The organism is Photobacterium sp. S4TG1 (assembly GCF_036040035.1).
In the GTDB taxonomy this organism is placed as follows: Bacteria; Pseudomonadota; Gammaproteobacteria; order Enterobacterales; family Vibrionaceae; genus Photobacterium.
The window spans coordinates 97,397-114,431 of the sequence record NZ_JAYXUH010000002.1; the positions used below are offsets into that span (position 1 = coordinate 97,397).

At 39.3% G+C, this 17,035-nt stretch carries 14 protein-coding genes and 2 tRNA genes; 3 read left to right on the forward strand and 13 right to left on the reverse strand.

What is annotated here, in order from left to right:
* The first annotated feature begins 142 nt into the window (after positions 1 to 142).
* Positions 143 to 763: a LysE family translocator gene (locus VXS03_RS04080; protein ID WP_327762482.1), complete on the forward strand. Its 621-nt coding sequence runs from the start codon at positions 143 to 145 to the stop codon at positions 761 to 763.
* A gap of 312 nt (positions 764 to 1,075) precedes the next feature.
* On the opposite strand, the gene VXS03_RS04085 is transcribed toward VXS03_RS04080, so the two are convergent.
* The 4 genes from VXS03_RS04085 to VXS03_RS04100 form a co-directional block, all read right to left on the reverse strand.
* Positions 1,076 to 1,152 (reverse strand) — tRNA-Asp (locus VXS03_RS04085).
* Between the two features lie 40 nt (positions 1,153 to 1,192).
* Positions 1,193 to 1,283, reverse strand: a tRNA-Ser gene (locus VXS03_RS04090).
* 163 nt (positions 1,284 to 1,446) lie between these two features.
* Positions 1,447 to 2,427, reverse strand: a complete 981-nt coding sequence (locus VXS03_RS04095) for a formimidoylglutamase (protein WP_442957421.1) — start codon at positions 2,425 to 2,427, stop codon at positions 1,447 to 1,449.
* A 41-nt stretch (positions 2,428 to 2,468) separates the two neighbouring features.
* The gene (locus tag VXS03_RS04100) at positions 2,469 to 3,206 is read right to left on the reverse strand and encodes an IclR family transcriptional regulator (RefSeq protein ID WP_327762137.1); all 738 of its coding nucleotides are present in this window, start codon (positions 3,204 to 3,206) and stop codon (positions 2,469 to 2,471) included.
* 326 nt (positions 3,207 to 3,532) lie between these two features.
* Between VXS03_RS04100 and VXS03_RS04105 the strand changes: the two genes are divergently transcribed.
* Both VXS03_RS04105 and VXS03_RS04110 read left to right on the forward strand, forming a co-directional pair.
* Positions 3,533 to 4,255: a YebC/PmpR family DNA-binding transcriptional regulator gene (locus VXS03_RS04105; RefSeq protein ID WP_080155491.1), complete on the forward strand. Its 723-nt coding sequence runs from the start codon at positions 3,533 to 3,535 to the stop codon at positions 4,253 to 4,255.
* Between the two features lie 262 nt (positions 4,256 to 4,517).
* Positions 4,518 to 5,201 (forward strand): type 1 glutamine amidotransferase domain-containing protein, encoded by a 684-nt coding sequence (locus VXS03_RS04110; protein ID WP_327762141.1) that lies wholly within the window; start codon positions 4,518 to 4,520, stop codon positions 5,199 to 5,201.
* Positions 5,202 to 5,746: 545 nt separating this feature from the next.
* Here the strand turns inward: VXS03_RS04110 and VXS03_RS04115 are convergent.
* From VXS03_RS04115 to VXS03_RS04155, 9 genes are all read right to left on the reverse strand, one after another.
* On the reverse strand, positions 5,747 to 6,334 hold the full coding sequence (locus tag VXS03_RS04115) for a DJ-1/PfpI family protein (RefSeq protein WP_327762142.1): 588 nt from the start codon (positions 6,332 to 6,334) through the stop codon (positions 5,747 to 5,749).
* Positions 6,335 to 6,343: 9 nt separating this feature from the next.
* Entirely contained in the window at positions 6,344 to 6,988 is a 645-nt protein-coding gene (locus tag VXS03_RS04120; protein WP_327762143.1) for a bifunctional 4-hydroxy-2-oxoglutarate aldolase/2-dehydro-3-deoxy-phosphogluconate aldolase, read from the reverse strand.
* Positions 6,975 to 7,955, reverse strand: a complete 981-nt coding sequence (locus tag VXS03_RS04125; RefSeq protein WP_327762144.1) for a sugar kinase — start codon at positions 7,953 to 7,955, stop codon at positions 6,975 to 6,977. The genes VXS03_RS04120 and VXS03_RS04125 overlap by 14 nt, the downstream gene beginning before the upstream one ends.
* Positions 7,956 to 8,146: 191 nt before the next feature.
* A complete protein-coding gene (locus tag VXS03_RS04130; protein WP_327762145.1) occupies positions 8,147 to 9,001 on the reverse strand; it encodes a tagatose bisphosphate family class II aldolase in 855 nt (284 codons plus the stop codon).
* Between the two features lie 116 nt (positions 9,002 to 9,117).
* A complete protein-coding gene (locus tag VXS03_RS04135) occupies positions 9,118 to 10,593 on the reverse strand; it encodes a DUF2264 domain-containing protein (RefSeq protein ID WP_442957422.1) in 1,476 nt (491 codons plus the stop codon).
* Between the two features lie 169 nt (positions 10,594 to 10,762).
* Complete coding sequence (locus tag VXS03_RS04140; protein WP_327762147.1) at positions 10,763 to 12,382, reverse strand: sulfatase family protein; 1,620 nt, start codon at positions 12,380 to 12,382, stop codon at positions 10,763 to 10,765.
* Positions 12,383 to 12,452: 70 nt separating this feature from the next.
* Positions 12,453 to 13,742 (reverse strand): anaerobic sulfatase maturase, encoded by a 1,290-nt coding sequence (locus tag VXS03_RS04145; protein ID WP_327762149.1) that lies wholly within the window; start codon positions 13,740 to 13,742, stop codon positions 12,453 to 12,455.
* Positions 13,743 to 13,944: 202 nt separating this feature from the next.
* On the reverse strand, positions 13,945 to 16,389 hold the full coding sequence (locus VXS03_RS04150) for a polysaccharide lyase 8 family protein (protein ID WP_327762150.1): 2,445 nt from the start codon (positions 16,387 to 16,389) through the stop codon (positions 13,945 to 13,947).
* Between the two features lie 209 nt (positions 16,390 to 16,598).
* Complete coding sequence (locus VXS03_RS04155; protein WP_412547359.1) at positions 16,599 to 16,895, reverse strand: SemiSWEET transporter; 297 nt, start codon at positions 16,893 to 16,895, stop codon at positions 16,599 to 16,601.
* Between the last annotated feature and the right edge of the window lie 140 nt (positions 16,896 to 17,035).

The following is a 17,035-nucleotide window of genomic DNA, read 5'->3' on the forward strand; positions in this document are numbered from 1 at the left end:
GCGGTAGCCAATAAATAAAAACATATAAATACAATAAGTTATATGAAAATGAACAATATTGTCATTGATGTCTGAAAATTTAAAGGCAAAACATTGTTAGCATGATAGCATGCGAAAAAGATTCATTAACAAGGACGATATGATGTCACTAGAAGCTGCAATTGCCTTTTTTTTTGCTATTTTTATTTTTGCGATTACTCCAGGTCCTGGTGTATTTGCTATTCTCGCCAAAGCGATGGTTGAAGGTCCTCGTCAATGCATCATGATGGCATTAGGGATGGTGGCAAGTGATCTGCTTTATTTACAATTAGCCTGCTTTGGCTTAGCGACTATCGCGGAAAATTGGTCAGAAGTGTTTGTGATTATTCGTTACGTGGGTGCTGGTTACTTAATTTATCTTGGCTATAAAATGATCACCGCTTTTACTCACAATCAATCCATTCCAAATCAGGAAAAACCTCAACAAACACCACTCGCAAGTTTTAGCCATGGTTTTTTGATTTCAGCATCTAATCCTAAAGTCATTTTATTTTATGTATCTTTTTTACCGACATTTATTGATTTAACCCGCTTAAACAGCACTGATATCATCCTAATCTCAGTTTTGTCATCCATTGCTTTGATGTCAGCCATTATGTTAGTTGCTTATGGCGCTTCACGATTAGCTAAAGTGATTAAGACACCCATCGCACAGCAACGGTTAAACAAAACAGCGGGTGGTATTATGATTGCTGCAGGGGCGTATTTAGCGATTAATAAATAGTTGTTTGATTCGCGGTTAACTACCTTGCGTCATTCTCGACAGGGAGGTGACGAACAACCCCGTCATTCCCTACCAGTGAGGTTACGAACGAGATAGGGAATCTACTCCCCACGCGCCGTAGAGTAACTGTTTTCGATGGGTTTTAGCTTATGTTCACAGCCGTCTTTAATGCTCAAACACGTGATGAATAGATCACGGATAGTTCGTACCTCCCTTCCTAGATGACGGATAATAACCTCGTTATTATTTGTAAAAACAGCCATAAAACAAACGCAAAAAATCCCCGTCATTTCTGACGAGGATTCGTTGTGTTGGCGGAGCGGACGGGACTCGAACCCGCGACCCCCGGCGTGACAGGCCGGTATTCTAACCAACTGAACTACCGCTCCAATTCTTTATGAAACTCGATCAAATCAAATTTCTAGAATGTGGCGGAGAGATAGGGATTTGAACCCTAGATACGCTATAAACGTATGCTGGTTTTCAAGACCAGTGCTTTCAACCGCTCAGCCATCTCTCCAATGGCGCGAATAATACCTATCATCACGGCTGCTGTAAAGTTTTTTTTTAGAAACACAGTAATTAATGAGTTTTATGTTATTATTTAATCAAAATCATTAAAAAAGCATCTTTCTGATTATAAAAATTTCAATTTCATGTTGTTACCCATATATAAAAATGCGTTAAACAAAATGAACAATGGTTTGAATTAGTTTAGTCGCCAATTTTGCAGTCTGATTATCGTAATCATATTCTGGATTCAATTCCGCAATATCAACAATTTTAACTTTGCCACTCGCCATAATATGTTTGATTGCCCATTCCACCATCGATAAGCTCACGCCATGCATACGCGTCATATTTGCACCAGGAGCAATCGAGGAAGAAAATACATCAAGATCGACACTTAATTGAATACAATCGACACTATCAATAAAACTATCTAATTGTGCTTGAACATGTTTTTTATTACGCGTCGTCATTTGATTATCAAGTAACCACTGACAACCCAGATCTTCTGCTAATTTAAACATTGCTTGTGAATTAGCATGATCACAAATACCAAGACCAAGAAAATCAAAACTGCGTTGTTGTTCTTTGCTATAGCACCATGCGGCATGAAAAGCAGATCCCGCACGTAATGATAGTGATGGTCTTAGCTCAAAATGTGCATCAAAATTAATCACCCCAACTCGTGGCGAAGCCAGTATGGGCAATGGTTCACCTTCAATGAACGTCGGCATAGCTTCAACACTGAAATCAGACAGAGCTTGATAACTCGCAATAGATATCTCATGTCCGCCACCAAGTACAACAGGAAAATGGCCATCACGCAGACTACGCAATAACAATTGATGCTGTCTCTGGCTAACGGCGGCAAAGCTATGATCATTATTAGTTTGTTCTATATCACCAGCATCATAGAAAGGTAATTTCGTTTGAGCATGAGTGTGAGGCAATATACGCCGAATACTTGCTGGGCCTTCTTTTGCACCTTGCAACCCACGTCCCCAGTCGAGACTAAGATCGGAAATAACGCCAACAAGCATAATACCAGGTTGGTTTTGTTGGGTATAAGGGCTGATGAGCGTATGTTTACGATGGTATAACATCGGCTTTTGAGGCTCATTTTTAAATAACTTTTTTAATTGATCAACTAACATACGCCAATCTTCCCTCTCTTTCATTGCACAAACAACACAGGCTAGTGTTGTGGTGGTAATGCTCTTGCTGCTTGTAATACACTCATTACAATTTTATTTTTACGGCTATTTATACGCTCTGCTGGCGCCATTACACTCACTGCACCGACAACTTTATTCCCCACAAACACTGGCGCACTCACACCAGAAACACCGGCATCAATTTCTGAAGTACTGATAGCAAAACCATCTTGTTTGATGAGATCTAATTCCGCGATCCACGTATCTATTTGTGTTTGTTCGGTAATATCATAATGTTCTAAAATCGTTAATTGGCGAGCTAACGGTAAGTAAGCCAAAATAACTTTAGCCGATGCGCCACGAATCAATGGCTGACTTTGTCCTTTTTCATAACTACAGCGCAACGCATAAGGACTATCAATACTATCAATACTATCAACACAAAGTGCATTAAAACCGACAGCAACCATATACGCTGACATTTCACCGGTTTGCTGTTGTAATCGTTTTAAAATAGGTCTTACACCATCAGGTAATGGTGAATTCATTTCAAAATTACGTTGCAACTGTAACGCAGCAGGACCCGCACTATAAGTATTACGCCCATGATTCTCTTCAATTAAGTTCCAATCACGAAGCAACGCTAAATAGCGATATAAACTACTTATCGGCATTTCCATTTCAGTACTGAGTTGCTGTGCTTGAAGCGGTACATTTGATGCCGCGATATGAACCAGCACTTGTAACAATTTTTCATTAGCGCTTAGTGAATGAGTCACAGGTAAGTTATCTCTAATTTGTGTGATGATTATTTGTAACCAATTATAGCGCTAACAACAAGAGACATTCTTATATTGTAAGAAAATATAGGATTTATTTGCTTTGTTTTATTACCTTACGAGAAATTAAACTATATTTGAAATCTTTAGCTTCAAAAATAAGTATTCCGATTACTCTTTTTTAAGTTGGTTTAATATTTCAACGTAAAAATAAAAAAAACGTCTTTACTTAGCATAAATACAGATCTAACTAGCCAGAATAAAGGGGTGCTGGTAAAATATTTGCATAATTGACCGTTTAAAACAGTAAAAGAGAGTGATTCCTCATGGGAAGAAAGTTCGAAGTACGCAAATTGTCTATGGCAAAAACCCAAGGCGCTAAGATCAAGGTTTACTCAAAGTATGGTAAAGAGATCTACGTTTGTGCTAAGAACGGTAGTCCGGATCCTGATAGTAACCTAGCGCTTCGTCGTCTTATCGAAAAAGCGAAAAAAGATCAGGTACCAAGCCACGTTATTGAAAAAGCAATTGATAAAGCAAAAGGCGGCGGCGGTGAAGATTACTCAACTGCACGTTACGAAGGTTTTGGCCCTGGCAACTGCATGGTTATCGTTGACTGTCTAACAGACAACAACAACCGTACTTTCATGGACGTTCGTCAAGCATTCGTTAAAAACAATGCGAAAATCGGTAGCCCAGGCACTGTTGGCCACATGTTTGAACACCAAGCTGTGTTTGAATTTAAAGGCACTGATGAAGAAGTTGTTCTTGAAAATCTAATGATGGAAGACGTAGACGTTACTGACATCACTTGTGAAGATGGCGAGATCACTGTTTACGCCCCACACACTGAATTCTTTAAAGTGAAAAACGCACTGGCTGCAACAATGGCTGACGTTATCATTGATTCAGAAGAAATTGCTTTCGTACCACAGACAATGACTGAATTGGCTGGTGACGACATTGCAATGTTTGAAAAATTCCTTGATGCACTAAACGATTGTGATGACGTACAAAACGTTTACCACAATGCGGAAATGGCTGACTAATTGTAGACCGCCATTTATTTACAAAAAGGTCGCTTCGGTGGCCTTTTTGTTTACCTTTCCATAAAAAAGACAATCAACAGCATTCACTACTACTGTAATAATCCCAATCTTCAAACCATTATTTATTATCTTTCCTTAGATATTATATTGATAAAAACAGTAATTATTACGCTTGTGAGCCACATTATTTAAGCCTATAACTAATACAGACATTAAATTATGTATTTTTAATCTCACTGATTAAACGAGGGCTTAAACTAATATGAATATCTTAATCGTATTAACATCTCATCAAAATTTAGGTACAACCACAGCAAAAACAGGCCTATGGTTAGATGAATTTACCGTCCCTTTTTATCTATTTAAAGATAATAACGATACAGTAACCCTAGCCTCTCCTCTCGGTGGGCAAGTACCCATAGATCCCAACAGCGACACTCCCGAGATGCAAACAGAATCTGTTGTTCGATTTAAAAGCGACACTAATGCAATCACACAATTAGCCAATACCTTACTATTATCAACAATCAATCCAGCGGATTATGATGCTGTATTTTATCCTGGTGGACATGGACCATTATGGGATTTATCGCAAGATACCGCATCAAAAAAAATTATTGAGTCAAGTTACCAACATAACAAACCAACGGGCCTTGTTTGTCATGGTCCCGCAGCATTAAAAGCGCCCCAAAATGCTGATGGCAGTCCACTTATCACGGGCAAAAATGTCACTGGTTTTAGTAATAGTGAAGAAGACGCAGTAGGATTAAGTACTGTGGTGCCTTTTTTACTGGAAGATATGTTAACTGACCAAGGAGCGCATTACAGTAAAGGGCCCGATTGGCAGAGCTATATTGTGGTCGATGGTAATCTCATCACAGGTCAAAATCCAGCCTCTGCACAAGCAGTTGCAGCAGAAATTATTCGTCAATTACACACAAATTAATGACGGCATTAATGTTAAATAGTTATCCACATTTTATATTTTTATTTTCATGATCATATAATTATGTGGATATATTAAATTTCCCCCCCTCTCTTTACCAACAATGAATTATCATTTTCTACTCATTGTTTTAATCTCACCTTATGTTTACATTAACACTCATCAATTAATAATTAGCTTTTAATTTAGCCATAACGTATATAATGAAAAAATACTTATTCTTATTTGCTCTTAGCTGTATTTCTTATGCTGCGAATGCTACAGACACTTTTCAACCAAAAACAATACAAACTAAGATAAATAGTCTTTCCACTACGCCCTTAAATCATATTAATAATCAGAAAAAAATAATAAGCATAATTAACCAGACAATTATTCCAAATTTTTCACGTTGTACCGTTATTTTGCCCCAAGAACAAAAATCAGTAGCCGCCAAGAATAATTTCAATTCATGCCAATAATAAAGACTACCGCTTTCCCTCAACAAAAAAGCCTAGTTAACTTAACTAGGCTTGCTTAACTCGATCTCTATTGCCGTTATAGCACTAGGCGTTATCTAACGGCCAATGTTCAAAATAGATATGGTTTGCTTGCCAATCAACTTTTTCATGATTATCAGCTAATAAATAACGTGCTACTGTAAAGGCAAATTCAAAGCTCACCCCTAAACCACGCCCAGTAATAAATTGACCATCAACAACCACTTTTTGTTTAACAAAGTCACCATCATCGAATTTTTCAGCCAGTTTATCACCTGTCGTATAAGTACGGCCTTGTAATAAATGGTGTGCAGCAAGTACTTTTGCACCAGATGAGCATAATGCACAAATATACTTATTGGCTTCAATATGGCGCTTTAAAAAAGTAATGACATTAGCATTTGCTGATAAATTATCAGTCCCTTGTGGTCCACCAGGCATCATAACCGCATCATAAGTACAATCAAACTTATCCACTAACAGATAATCAGCACTGATTTTAGTTTCAAAATAAGTATTAAGCTCTGTGGTTTCCATGCAAGATAATACATCTACTTTAATATCCAAACGGCGCATAATATCGATAAAAACCACCGCTTCACCTTCTTCAAAGCCATCTGCAAGAAGTACAGCAACGTGTTTAACACTGGTCATCATCAATCCCTATGCTTTCATTTGAGCTATCATTGCACTGACTTCACGCACATTACTGGCAATCAGATCCCAATCATGATGAGCAATTGCCTTAGTTGGCGCTATCCATGTTCCGCCACAAGCAATTACTTGTGGAATCGCTAAATACTCACCTAAATTAAGAGGTGTCACACCGCCCGTTGGCATTAACTGAACCTGGCTATAAGGCCCAACTAATGATTTAAGCATGTTCACACCACCAGATGCTTCAGCAGGAAAGAACTTCAGTGCACTTACACCTAATTCTAATGCTTGCTCAACCAAGCTGGGATTATTCACCCCAGGGATCATTTTGATATTATTGGCTAGGCAATATTTAACAGTAGTTGGATTAAACCCAGGGCTAATAACAAAGTCAGCCCCCGCCTCAATCGCAGCATTCACCTGTTCAACCGTTAAAACAGTACCAGCACATAACACAATATCAGGATAAGCGGCACGAATTAAGCGAATAGATTCCACGGCAGCTGTAGTGCGGAATGTAATTTCAGCAGCTGGTAAACCATTATCAACTAATATTTTTGCAAGAGGCACAGCATCTTCGGCATGTTCAATTTGAATTACAGGCATGACTCGCAATGCACGCAAACGATCAATCCATTCATTTGTCATCATAATTACTACTCATTAAATCCGTTAAATATTGGGTACATTGCAGAGGAATAACTGCACCTCGATGTTGAATTACTTGAGCGGCAAGGTTATTTCCCCACTGACAGCAGGCAATCATTGGCATCCCTTTGGCCCATGCAGCTAGATAAGCAGCATTAAAAGAATCACCCGCGGCTGTTGTGTCGATGACAACATCAATCCTATTACCATCAACATTACCTTTTTGGCCTGCTTGTGACCACATAGCGCCTTTACTGCCTAGCTTTACCACCACTTGGCTGACCCCTAAACGATGCAACCGATCAGCAATAATGTCAGCAGGTGTATCCAGTTCGCCACGTAATAAATCTTCATCATCAGCGGTGACTAACGCAATATCAGCCAACCGGTATAATTCTGATAACCATGTCTTCGCGTGAGTTGTGCTATTCCATAATCGTGGTCGATAATTAGAATCAACCGCAATTTTACACCCCGCAGCTTTTAACTTTTCTAGTGCCTCAACAAGCTTAATTTTGCCATGTTCAGGCAAGATAGCCAAAGAGATCCCTGAGAGGTAGATCAAATCATAGTCTTTTAATTGCGCAATAATTTGTGAAAACTGAGCATGTTCACACATATACCTTGCAGCAGAGTCGCTACGCCAATAATGAAAGCTACGCTCTCCTTTGGCATCAATTTCAATGGCGTACATACCGGGTAATTTATCGCGTTCACGCATTACAAAACGGCAATCAATACCTTCATGCTGCCATGCATCAATCATGGCATTACTATAATTATCAGTACCTAATGCTGTAATATAACTAGGAGAACTTTGAGGAAGCAATCGAGAAAGATAAATCGCAGTATTGAGCGTATCACCACCAAAACGTTGCTGCTGAGTTGCAAAAGGCGCGCCACTCAGCTCAATCATGCACTCACCTAAAATGGCGATATTGCGCTTTATTGCTGATGTTGGAAATGTCATTTTTCCTCACCTATTAACCATTATTCGCTATCAGAAAAAAGGCCATGACGATGAGATATGAAAATCAATCATGGCCAAAAAACATCATCACTCAAAGTTATAAATGTAATGCCACATAAAGCAGATCTGCTTAAGGGGGAAATGGCATTACATTGTGTCATCCCTGGCGAGAGGTTCTAGTCTGTGGCTAATTACGCTTTTCCTTCGCTACCACATACGCGAATTTTATCTTGAATAATTTTCTTCATTGCCGCTTTACCCGGAATAATGTAATGACGCGGGTCATTTGCTTCAGGGTGCTCAATAAAGTATTGCTTCACAGCATCAGCAAAAGCAATTTTAAGTTCAGTCGCAACATTCACCTTAGTAATACCAAGTTCGATACAACGACGTACATCTTCATCTGGTACGCCCGATGCGCCATGAAGCACTAATGGTGTGTCTGTTTTACTACGAATAATACCCAGACGATCAAAATCTAATCGCGGCTGCTCTTTATACATTCCGTGAGCAGTACCAATAGCAATCGCTAATGAATCAATGCCTGTCGCATTAATAAATTCAACTGCCGCATCAGGATCGGTGTAAAGTGCATCTTTATCTTCAACAATAAGATCGTCTTCCTGGCCACCTAAACGGCCTAGCTCTGCTTCAACAGAACAATCCCAACCATGACAAAATTGCACGACTTTACGGGTGAGATCAATATTGCCTTCAAAGCTATGATGCGAACCATCAATCATCGCTGATTTAATACCTGCTTCTACTTTAGTACGAATATCACTGAACGACTCATGATGATCCATATGTAACGCAATAGGTGTTTGATAAATATTTGCCGCTTTAAGACAAATCCCCACCAAATAGTCAGTGCCCGCGTAAGAATAAGTTCCAGGCGTGCCAGCAAGAATAACGGGAGAACGCATCTCTGCCGCTGTTTCAAGTACAACTTGAATTGTTTCAAGATTATGAATATTAAAAGCAGGAACGGCATAACCGCCTAGCTGCGCTTTCAACAGCATTTCACGCGAAGAAACCAAAAACATAAAAACCCCAAACCTTCCGTTAACTTTCGATTTAGATGATATTCGAAAACAAAAACAAATAAAAAGATCTGAATCACATAAACACTTTCAAATCGAAAATAAATAACAAAATGAAATCAAAAGAAATGTGACATTTTGGATGAATAACAGGTAATGCCTTTACGCAATAAGTTATTCTTCGGCCTCTCCGCTCGTCCTAAAATAGTTTCTAGCCAGTAAGAACGGGCTGATTGGGTCTCTAAACGACGAGATAATGGATTTTGTTCGGTGATATAATCATTTTTAAATATCACTACCACCTCTTTCGTTTCGAAAACGCCAATGACTTGTGCATTAATCGCCTTAAATTCCACATTAAAATTACTTTGTTCAATGGGTAATGGTTGTGGATCTGCTTGCCACAAACCACATCGATCTCCACAAAATAATGCAATATTCAATGCTCGCAATGACCAGAAGCTGCTTGCTGGGCCACTGTAGTTATCAACTAATCGAGTATCATCATCAAACAGCCCTTGTGTTGGCGCGCCATGTTGCATCGCACCATGACCAATAAAATATTCCAAACTAGTAGCAAAGGCGCGTTGAGCTTCACCAGCAGTAATAGCTTCACTGTGTTGATCTATAGCCATAATCAAAGGTGCGGCGGCGGCAAGGCGATAACAAGCACTACGGCCAAAGAAAGGCAGGCCTTCCGCGGTAAAGAAATAGCGATATTGACTGACAAAATCCGCAAGAGTTTGATGAATAAATCCGCTATCAAAACTTGAATCTATTTGATCGAGCCAATAGAGTGAGTAATGAAATCCCCACGCGTTATAATAATCATAATTCCCTTTCGCACCATCTCGGAACCAGCCATCACCCACATGAAACTCTTTAATTCGGTGGTACTTATCCAGTGCAATCGAGTCTTCCCCTGTTAGTGCTTTAATAACAAACTGCACCGTTAAAGGAAAAAGATGCCAATTATTATCCACCGTTTGGCAGTGGTTAACTTGTTTAAACCACGTAATAATTTGCGTTTGTTCAGTAATACTCATTGGTTGCCAAACATGGTCACGACTCAACCATAGTGCTAATGCTAAATCGGCACTTTCACAAATACGCTGGTCATAGTCATGCAATTCCCCCCAATATCCCGCATGCTGAGGGTCTGTTCCTGCTAAAAAAGCATTGCGTAACATTGCAACCAGATCTAAAGGCTGACCATTTAGCCCTTCTAATGGCACTGGACCATGCTGACTAACCCATGCTGCTATTGTAGGTAACACTCGACTGGTGCCTTCCATCGCATCAGTACGTGCGCTTTGCTGGCTAGGACGCCCCGGATAATAAGCATGGCTATAATCCCATACAGCATAATGATCAAACGCTTGTGCAACATAGCGTACTAAGTAATCACATTTATTTTTAATACTTAGTGCATCATTAGAAAAACAGGCCGCCACTGCAACATCATTATCAGAGTAAGTTGTCGCTTTCATTTTTAAACGCACAAGTCGTTGTTTAAATAGCTTCAAGTACATTGTTGGCGTTGGGTGTTCATAAGGAATAGTGGGACGTTCAGTTGCTTGAATTTGTTTTGCTATATAAGGCGATTGCAGTGAGACTTCGAGGGGGGTATCTAAAGTCGACTCAGAAAGTGAAATAGCCGCTTGAGTATCATTTATCATTGTTATCCTCCATGAACAATAACGCACCACAGCCTTGTTGATATAACGTCAACATGATTGCAGTGCGATAGTAGGTGTCGCGTGATTAACCTTTTGCTGATTCAGTTAGCACTTGGTAACGATCTTGTCCCCAAGCAACAGGTTTTGGCTTGTCTTTGATCCACTCATAAAAAGCTTGTTTCATTTGCTTCACTTTTTGTGGATATTGCTGAGCAAGATCTTTTGATTCACTTGGATCAAGCTTGTCATTAAATAATTTCACTTTATTAGTGCCATCATCATAGAAGTACAATGCCCAATCTTGATCTCGAATTGCCCATGAACCTTTAGATAGTTTTTCTAAATTTGGGTTCTTAGGAATATCATTCGATTCATACGTGATCCACTTCCAGTAACCATGCCAAAATGCATCATTTTCTTCACTGTAATGTTTCGCGCCTGGGCCTGCCCAGTAAATGTATTGGTGTGGAGACTGTGTTGTTTTTCCTTCAAGTACAGGCAAAATATTTTTACCGTCAACTTGCATCTCTTCTGGAATAGCAATCCCAGCAGCACTTAACGCTGTTGGCAGAATATCTAATGCTGAAATCAAAGTGTTATTGGTGCCACCCGCTGGAATATGCTTTGGCCAATAAGCGACAAACGGTACACGTACACCACCGTTATACATCTGGCCTTTATAACCACGATCCATACCATTCATTGGCATCGGTGATTCATGTACCGCGCCATTATCAGATAAGAAGAAAATCAACGTATTATCTAATTCACCCTTTTTCTTGAGCAATTCAACAATTTGTCCAAGACCTTCATCGGCGGCATTGATCGCTGCAAAATATTTATCAGCTTCAACATTACCAGTATTAAAACGCTCCATGTATTTCGCAGGTGACGCTTCTTCTAATGGAATATGGGGCACACTGAAGGCAAGGTTAATAAAGAATGGCTTATCTCCACTTTGTTCAATAAATTGCAGCGTTTCATTAGTCAGATTATGAGTTAAATAACCTGGAGCCGGAATGTTTTTTCCATTTTGATAAATCGCAGGCGAATCCCATAATGCAGCACCAGAGGCGTAAAAACTGTAAGAATAATCAAAACCGCGATTCTCAGGTGAATATTCTGTTGGTGTTACAGGGATCTGATTATCATGATAGTCACGGGTTTTATTGTTATCAGCAACGGCATTTTTACTGCTTATTTTAGCATTATGCCACTTACCAATATTGGCTGTATTGTAGCCATTTTCTTGAAATAGAGCGGGAAGTAATTTGATATCTAGTGGTACACCTTGCAGTGCATCATCATTACTGTAAGTACCAAAACTGGTTGGATAACGACCGGTAAAAATACCCGCACGAGAAGGACCACAAACAGGGTGAGCCACAAAAGCATTGGTCATTTTCACGCCTTGTTGCGCTAAACTCGCCACCGTTGGCATCGCACGTTTAGCTGCATCGACCATTTTATCAAAATCACCTTGGTAGCGAACAGGTACAGGCCGCTCAGCTAAGGTTTTTTTATTCAAACTGTCTAATGCAAAATCTAATTGACCTGTCCCCAAATCATCCATAACCACCAATAATACATTGGGTTGTTTTGCTGTGGCTGTTGTTGGGACTGCATTTACTACAGCAGAAGAGGCCATGCAAGCGGCGGCCACAAAACTCGCAATTACCGTCTTCTTCGTCGAGGACAGATTCATTGTATACTCCTTGTAATATACTGCTGTAACACACAGCAATACGTCTTAAAATTCAATTTAATAATCAATATTATGCTGAGCGTAATTGTGCTAAATAAGGCAATGCATCTGCTGCGGTTCCACCTTGTTGAATTGCCTGACTCATCATATGCATTGCAGGGGCGGTATGACGGAAAATCTGTTGATATGAGCCACACAGATAATTTTGTTTATACTTTTCTCCTGCCACACTCACCAAACGGTGTTTAGGGCAACCACCGTAGCACAAGCCGTGCACCTCACATTGCTGACATTGTTGAGTAAGCTTTTGTGATTTAGCACTTCCAAACCGCTGCTGCTGTTTACTGGTAGCTAACTTGACCAAATCAGTGGTGGCAATATTGCCCAGTTTATTAGCGGGATAAACATAGTGATCACACGAGTAAATATCACCATTGGCCTCAATCACCATCGCTTGACCACACTGTTTTGACTGCACACAGACAGAGGCGGGATAACCAAGCCATGTCGCTAAAATACTGTCAAACATACGTACAAACACAGTACCTACATCATGCTGTAACCACTCATCAAAGACTTCACTCATAAACTGACCATAGCCATCAGCAGGAACAGAAAAATGGGTTAATGGTGCGTCTTTTTGTGGCGAATAATGACCACTAGTATTAGCTTGATATTGTGCTTGAACTTCAACGATAGGAATAAACTGTAAGTGGCGCGCCCCTAATAAGGTTAAAAAACGGTAAGTTTCACGCCCTTTATGCCAATTTTGATCATTGATAACCGTTAGAATATTAAATTCAACTTTATATTCTAAAAGTAATTCAATGGCTTTTTTAACTCGCTCAAAAGTTGGTTTACCGTTGACTGAAATACGATATTTATCATGTACTTCTGGCGTACCATCAACGGAGACACCAATTAAGAACTTATGTTCTGCAAAAAATTGCGCCCACTGGCGATTAATCGCAACCGCATTAGTTTGAAAACTATTGGTAATATTCTTACCAACGCCATATTGCGCTTGGTATTTAACCACGTTACGGTAAAAATCCAGTCCAGCGAGCGTGGGTTCACCACCCTGCCATGAAAAGTCGATATCAGTACTATTTTGACTTGCAATATAATGTCGAATATACCGTTTAAGAGTGGTATTTGACATTTGATCACTACTTGCAACTGTCGCACTAGGAAGCGTATTACTAGCACCAGAGCCACAATGGTTACCGTTAGCATTTCCCACAACCGTTTCTTTTTCTAAATAAAAGCAATAATCACATTTTAAGTTACAACGGTAACTGGTTGGCTTAGCCATCATATGGAAACGTGCTTGTTGAGAATGAAATGAAGACAGCGCCATAGTTAACCTTTTTAAATGCTTTCGAAATACTGATAACCCATAATACGAAAGAAAACGAAAGATTAAAGCGGCAAAGATCACAAACGAATAAAAATGAAAGATAACGTAAGTATTTTATCTTATGAAATAGAAAGTGAAAAAATGCCGTTACTAAGTAGCGGTAATCTGCAACTTAATAACGGCGATATTAATGACAGAATAATTAATCAGCGGAGACGACTTTCAGTGCAAAGTGGTAGCTTTGGCCAACTAATCCTTCTACATTGATCATCAGGTTGCCTTGACTATCAAGTTGTAATCGTTGCTCTGCATCACTTTCAATTTGAACAGGCTTTGTTAACTTCATATGTAACGTTGTCTGCGTCTGTAATGGATCACTAACTGCAATCTCTAATTCGCGATCATCTTTTTCAATTATTAGTGCCATTTTTGAAAATGCCGTGATTTGCTTGGTGATCATAACGCCTTGTTCTGTCCAGACGTTAGCCGCTGTTACCTCTTCATCTTTATGAATGATAATATGGGCTAAATTATCATTGCGACGAACTTTAATTGGCATTTCATCAATAAAGTCCTGCACATCGTCTTTATTAGCATTAGGCATAACGACGTATGCATAGTGATCATTTGTCGAAGTTTGCGCTATTTCAGCAGAAACAAAGTTAGCACTCACTTGCCCACTGCGTGTTCCAATATCACTCCAGTCTCCAGTCCTTAGCTGTTGATCAACAGTAACCGTTGTTGGCTTTAGAAATACATAGCTAATATCACTATCATCAAGTTCATCATTGCTAAGGGTTAATGTTCGTAATTTCAATAAGTGATTTAACTGTGGTTGCCAACGTTTACCATTAACATACAACGTATTATTTCCGCTACCTGCCAACTTTCGATTCATTACCGTGGTGGTAATATCAGCTTGAATAGTTGATGTAATATCAGAGCCTAACATCACGATCTCATCTTCAAACATAAACCATGACTTTTTAGCCGTTAGCGTGTTATTCCAATTACTAAACACCATTCCAGCAGCACCAATATCATCAAAACGCACCGAACCAACCCAATCCATTTGTGTTTGACGACCACCTCTAATTTGATTTCGCTGGCCACCACAATCAGACATCAATTGGTTATCGACAGTTGTCCCTTCTAAGCGATAACGATTTACTGCTGGCCAATAATCCTGATAATGATCAAGCTGACCATTGTAGAGATAGCCCATGCCGTCGCCAGTAAACCATCCTTGTTTGTTTTCATTATTCATACACTCAAAATTACCTAACCGGCTTGAGTGCATCGCTAAACTAAAACTCCAATCATCACCACGATAGATAACTCTATCCATCGCTGGATAGTTAAAGAAACCTTGTAACTGTTGCTCACCATTAACACTGGAATCAGCCACTAATAGTTTTGCTTTTTGATAATTTCCAACGTGATTGATCGAGGTAAAAAAGTCGAGGGAGGTATCTTGGATAATTTGCGTTTTAATTAAATCTTGTAACCGCTGTTTTGTTTGTGGATCTGCACCATCAAGATAATGTAACAATGAAGCAATCACTAAATGCCCAACCTGATGACCTTGCTCTGTTGGCCGAGATATAGCGCGACCGTTCACAAACTCCATCATGGTGCCACGCTCTAATAATGGCGCGTAACTTTTAAAAATAATTGGATAAATATTTTTAAGCACAGGATCAGTAGCTTGCCAAGGTGATCCCGCAACCAAATCTAATTGTGCACCGAGGCCATTAAGTAACACATTACCGTAAGTACCGTTATAAGCAATATCATAATGCTGTAAAAAACTACCATCACTATAAAAGCCATCACTGATTGTCACTTCCGCCAATACAGGTGATAAAGCAGCAATAGCGGCTTCTATTTCAGTACTATTGTTATCCAAAATACCACGCAGAATAACTACTTGAGTATTATCAGTACGGTTACCCCCTGTTGATAAACGGTAATGAGGATTACTTGACACATCAGCGCCAGATCCTGCACCTAAATGGGTTGCCTCTGGCGTAAAATAACGGGTTGCTTGAGTATAAGCAGTCATTAGTTGCGGCGGAAATTGATCATATAACAACACTAAAATATTATGTATATCTTTGGGCGTACCAAGCTCCCAATGCCACCAATTACCCCATTCTTTAACACCAACTTTATAATAATGTTGATTCAGGAATGTCATTCCATCGATAACCGCATTTAACAACTCTGAATTGTTCTGAAGCGACCCATCACGTAAACGATAAGCTTTTGCCATACTAAATAGCCGCTGGTAAGAAGTTCGAAGATTAGCCCCTAAAACCTTTTTACCTACATCTGTTTGATCATCTAATACCACATCACTCCACAGACTCGTCCGTGTCGGCGCAGTTAACATTGATGACCAATGTCGATTAGCAGCATTATTAGTTGTAATAACAGTTTGTTTTAAAGTTTCATCAAAGGGAATAGTGGCATCACCAAGAAAACTCGCCGCCCAACGTTGGCGCAATGCTTGATATTCCACCAGCGATTGTGATTGTTGATGACTAACAATCAAAGCAGAGTTAGATTGAGCAAATACAAAGGTAGGTACGATCAATGTTGATAACGCTACGGCAATAGATACCGCTAAATTAGCATGTTTCATTATTCCTTTATCCTTCCGTTTTTAATTTTCGTTTAATTACGGTACTGGACAAAATGAAAGCAATAAAGCGTTACCATCACTCTTTTTAGGTTGAAAAATAATCATAACTTCAGTTTTAGCCACAATATCACAATTGAAAGCTGAACATATGTAAAAATGAAAGCAATGACCATTGGTAAAAAAAACACATACAGCAATCGTACATAGCCTTAGAACGTGCCGCCAGTATGCCAAAAAATACCAATCACCATTGCCAGATCCATTAAAAAACCCAAGCTATTACCAACCCAAATCGGGGGGTTTTTATGGACAAAACCATATACTGCCCATAGTGCAGCTAATAAGGCATAAAGTACCCATGTGGTTAATGATAATCCTAAGGCGTGTTCTGTATGAGAAAAGAACAGCTTAAACAACTGCGGTAATGTTGCTAAAGGACCTACTATCCCCATTAACAGCATAAACGGTTCAAATGCACTTGCTAAGCGTTTAAGACGAGGAATCATCGGCTATCCTTATGTATTTTATTACTAATCTAATAATATTAAAAAAATACACTTTAAAAAACTCTTTATTACTTATTAATAACAAATGGTGATTAGGATTCACAATATACACTTTTTTACAGCAACAGCCATTGACTTAC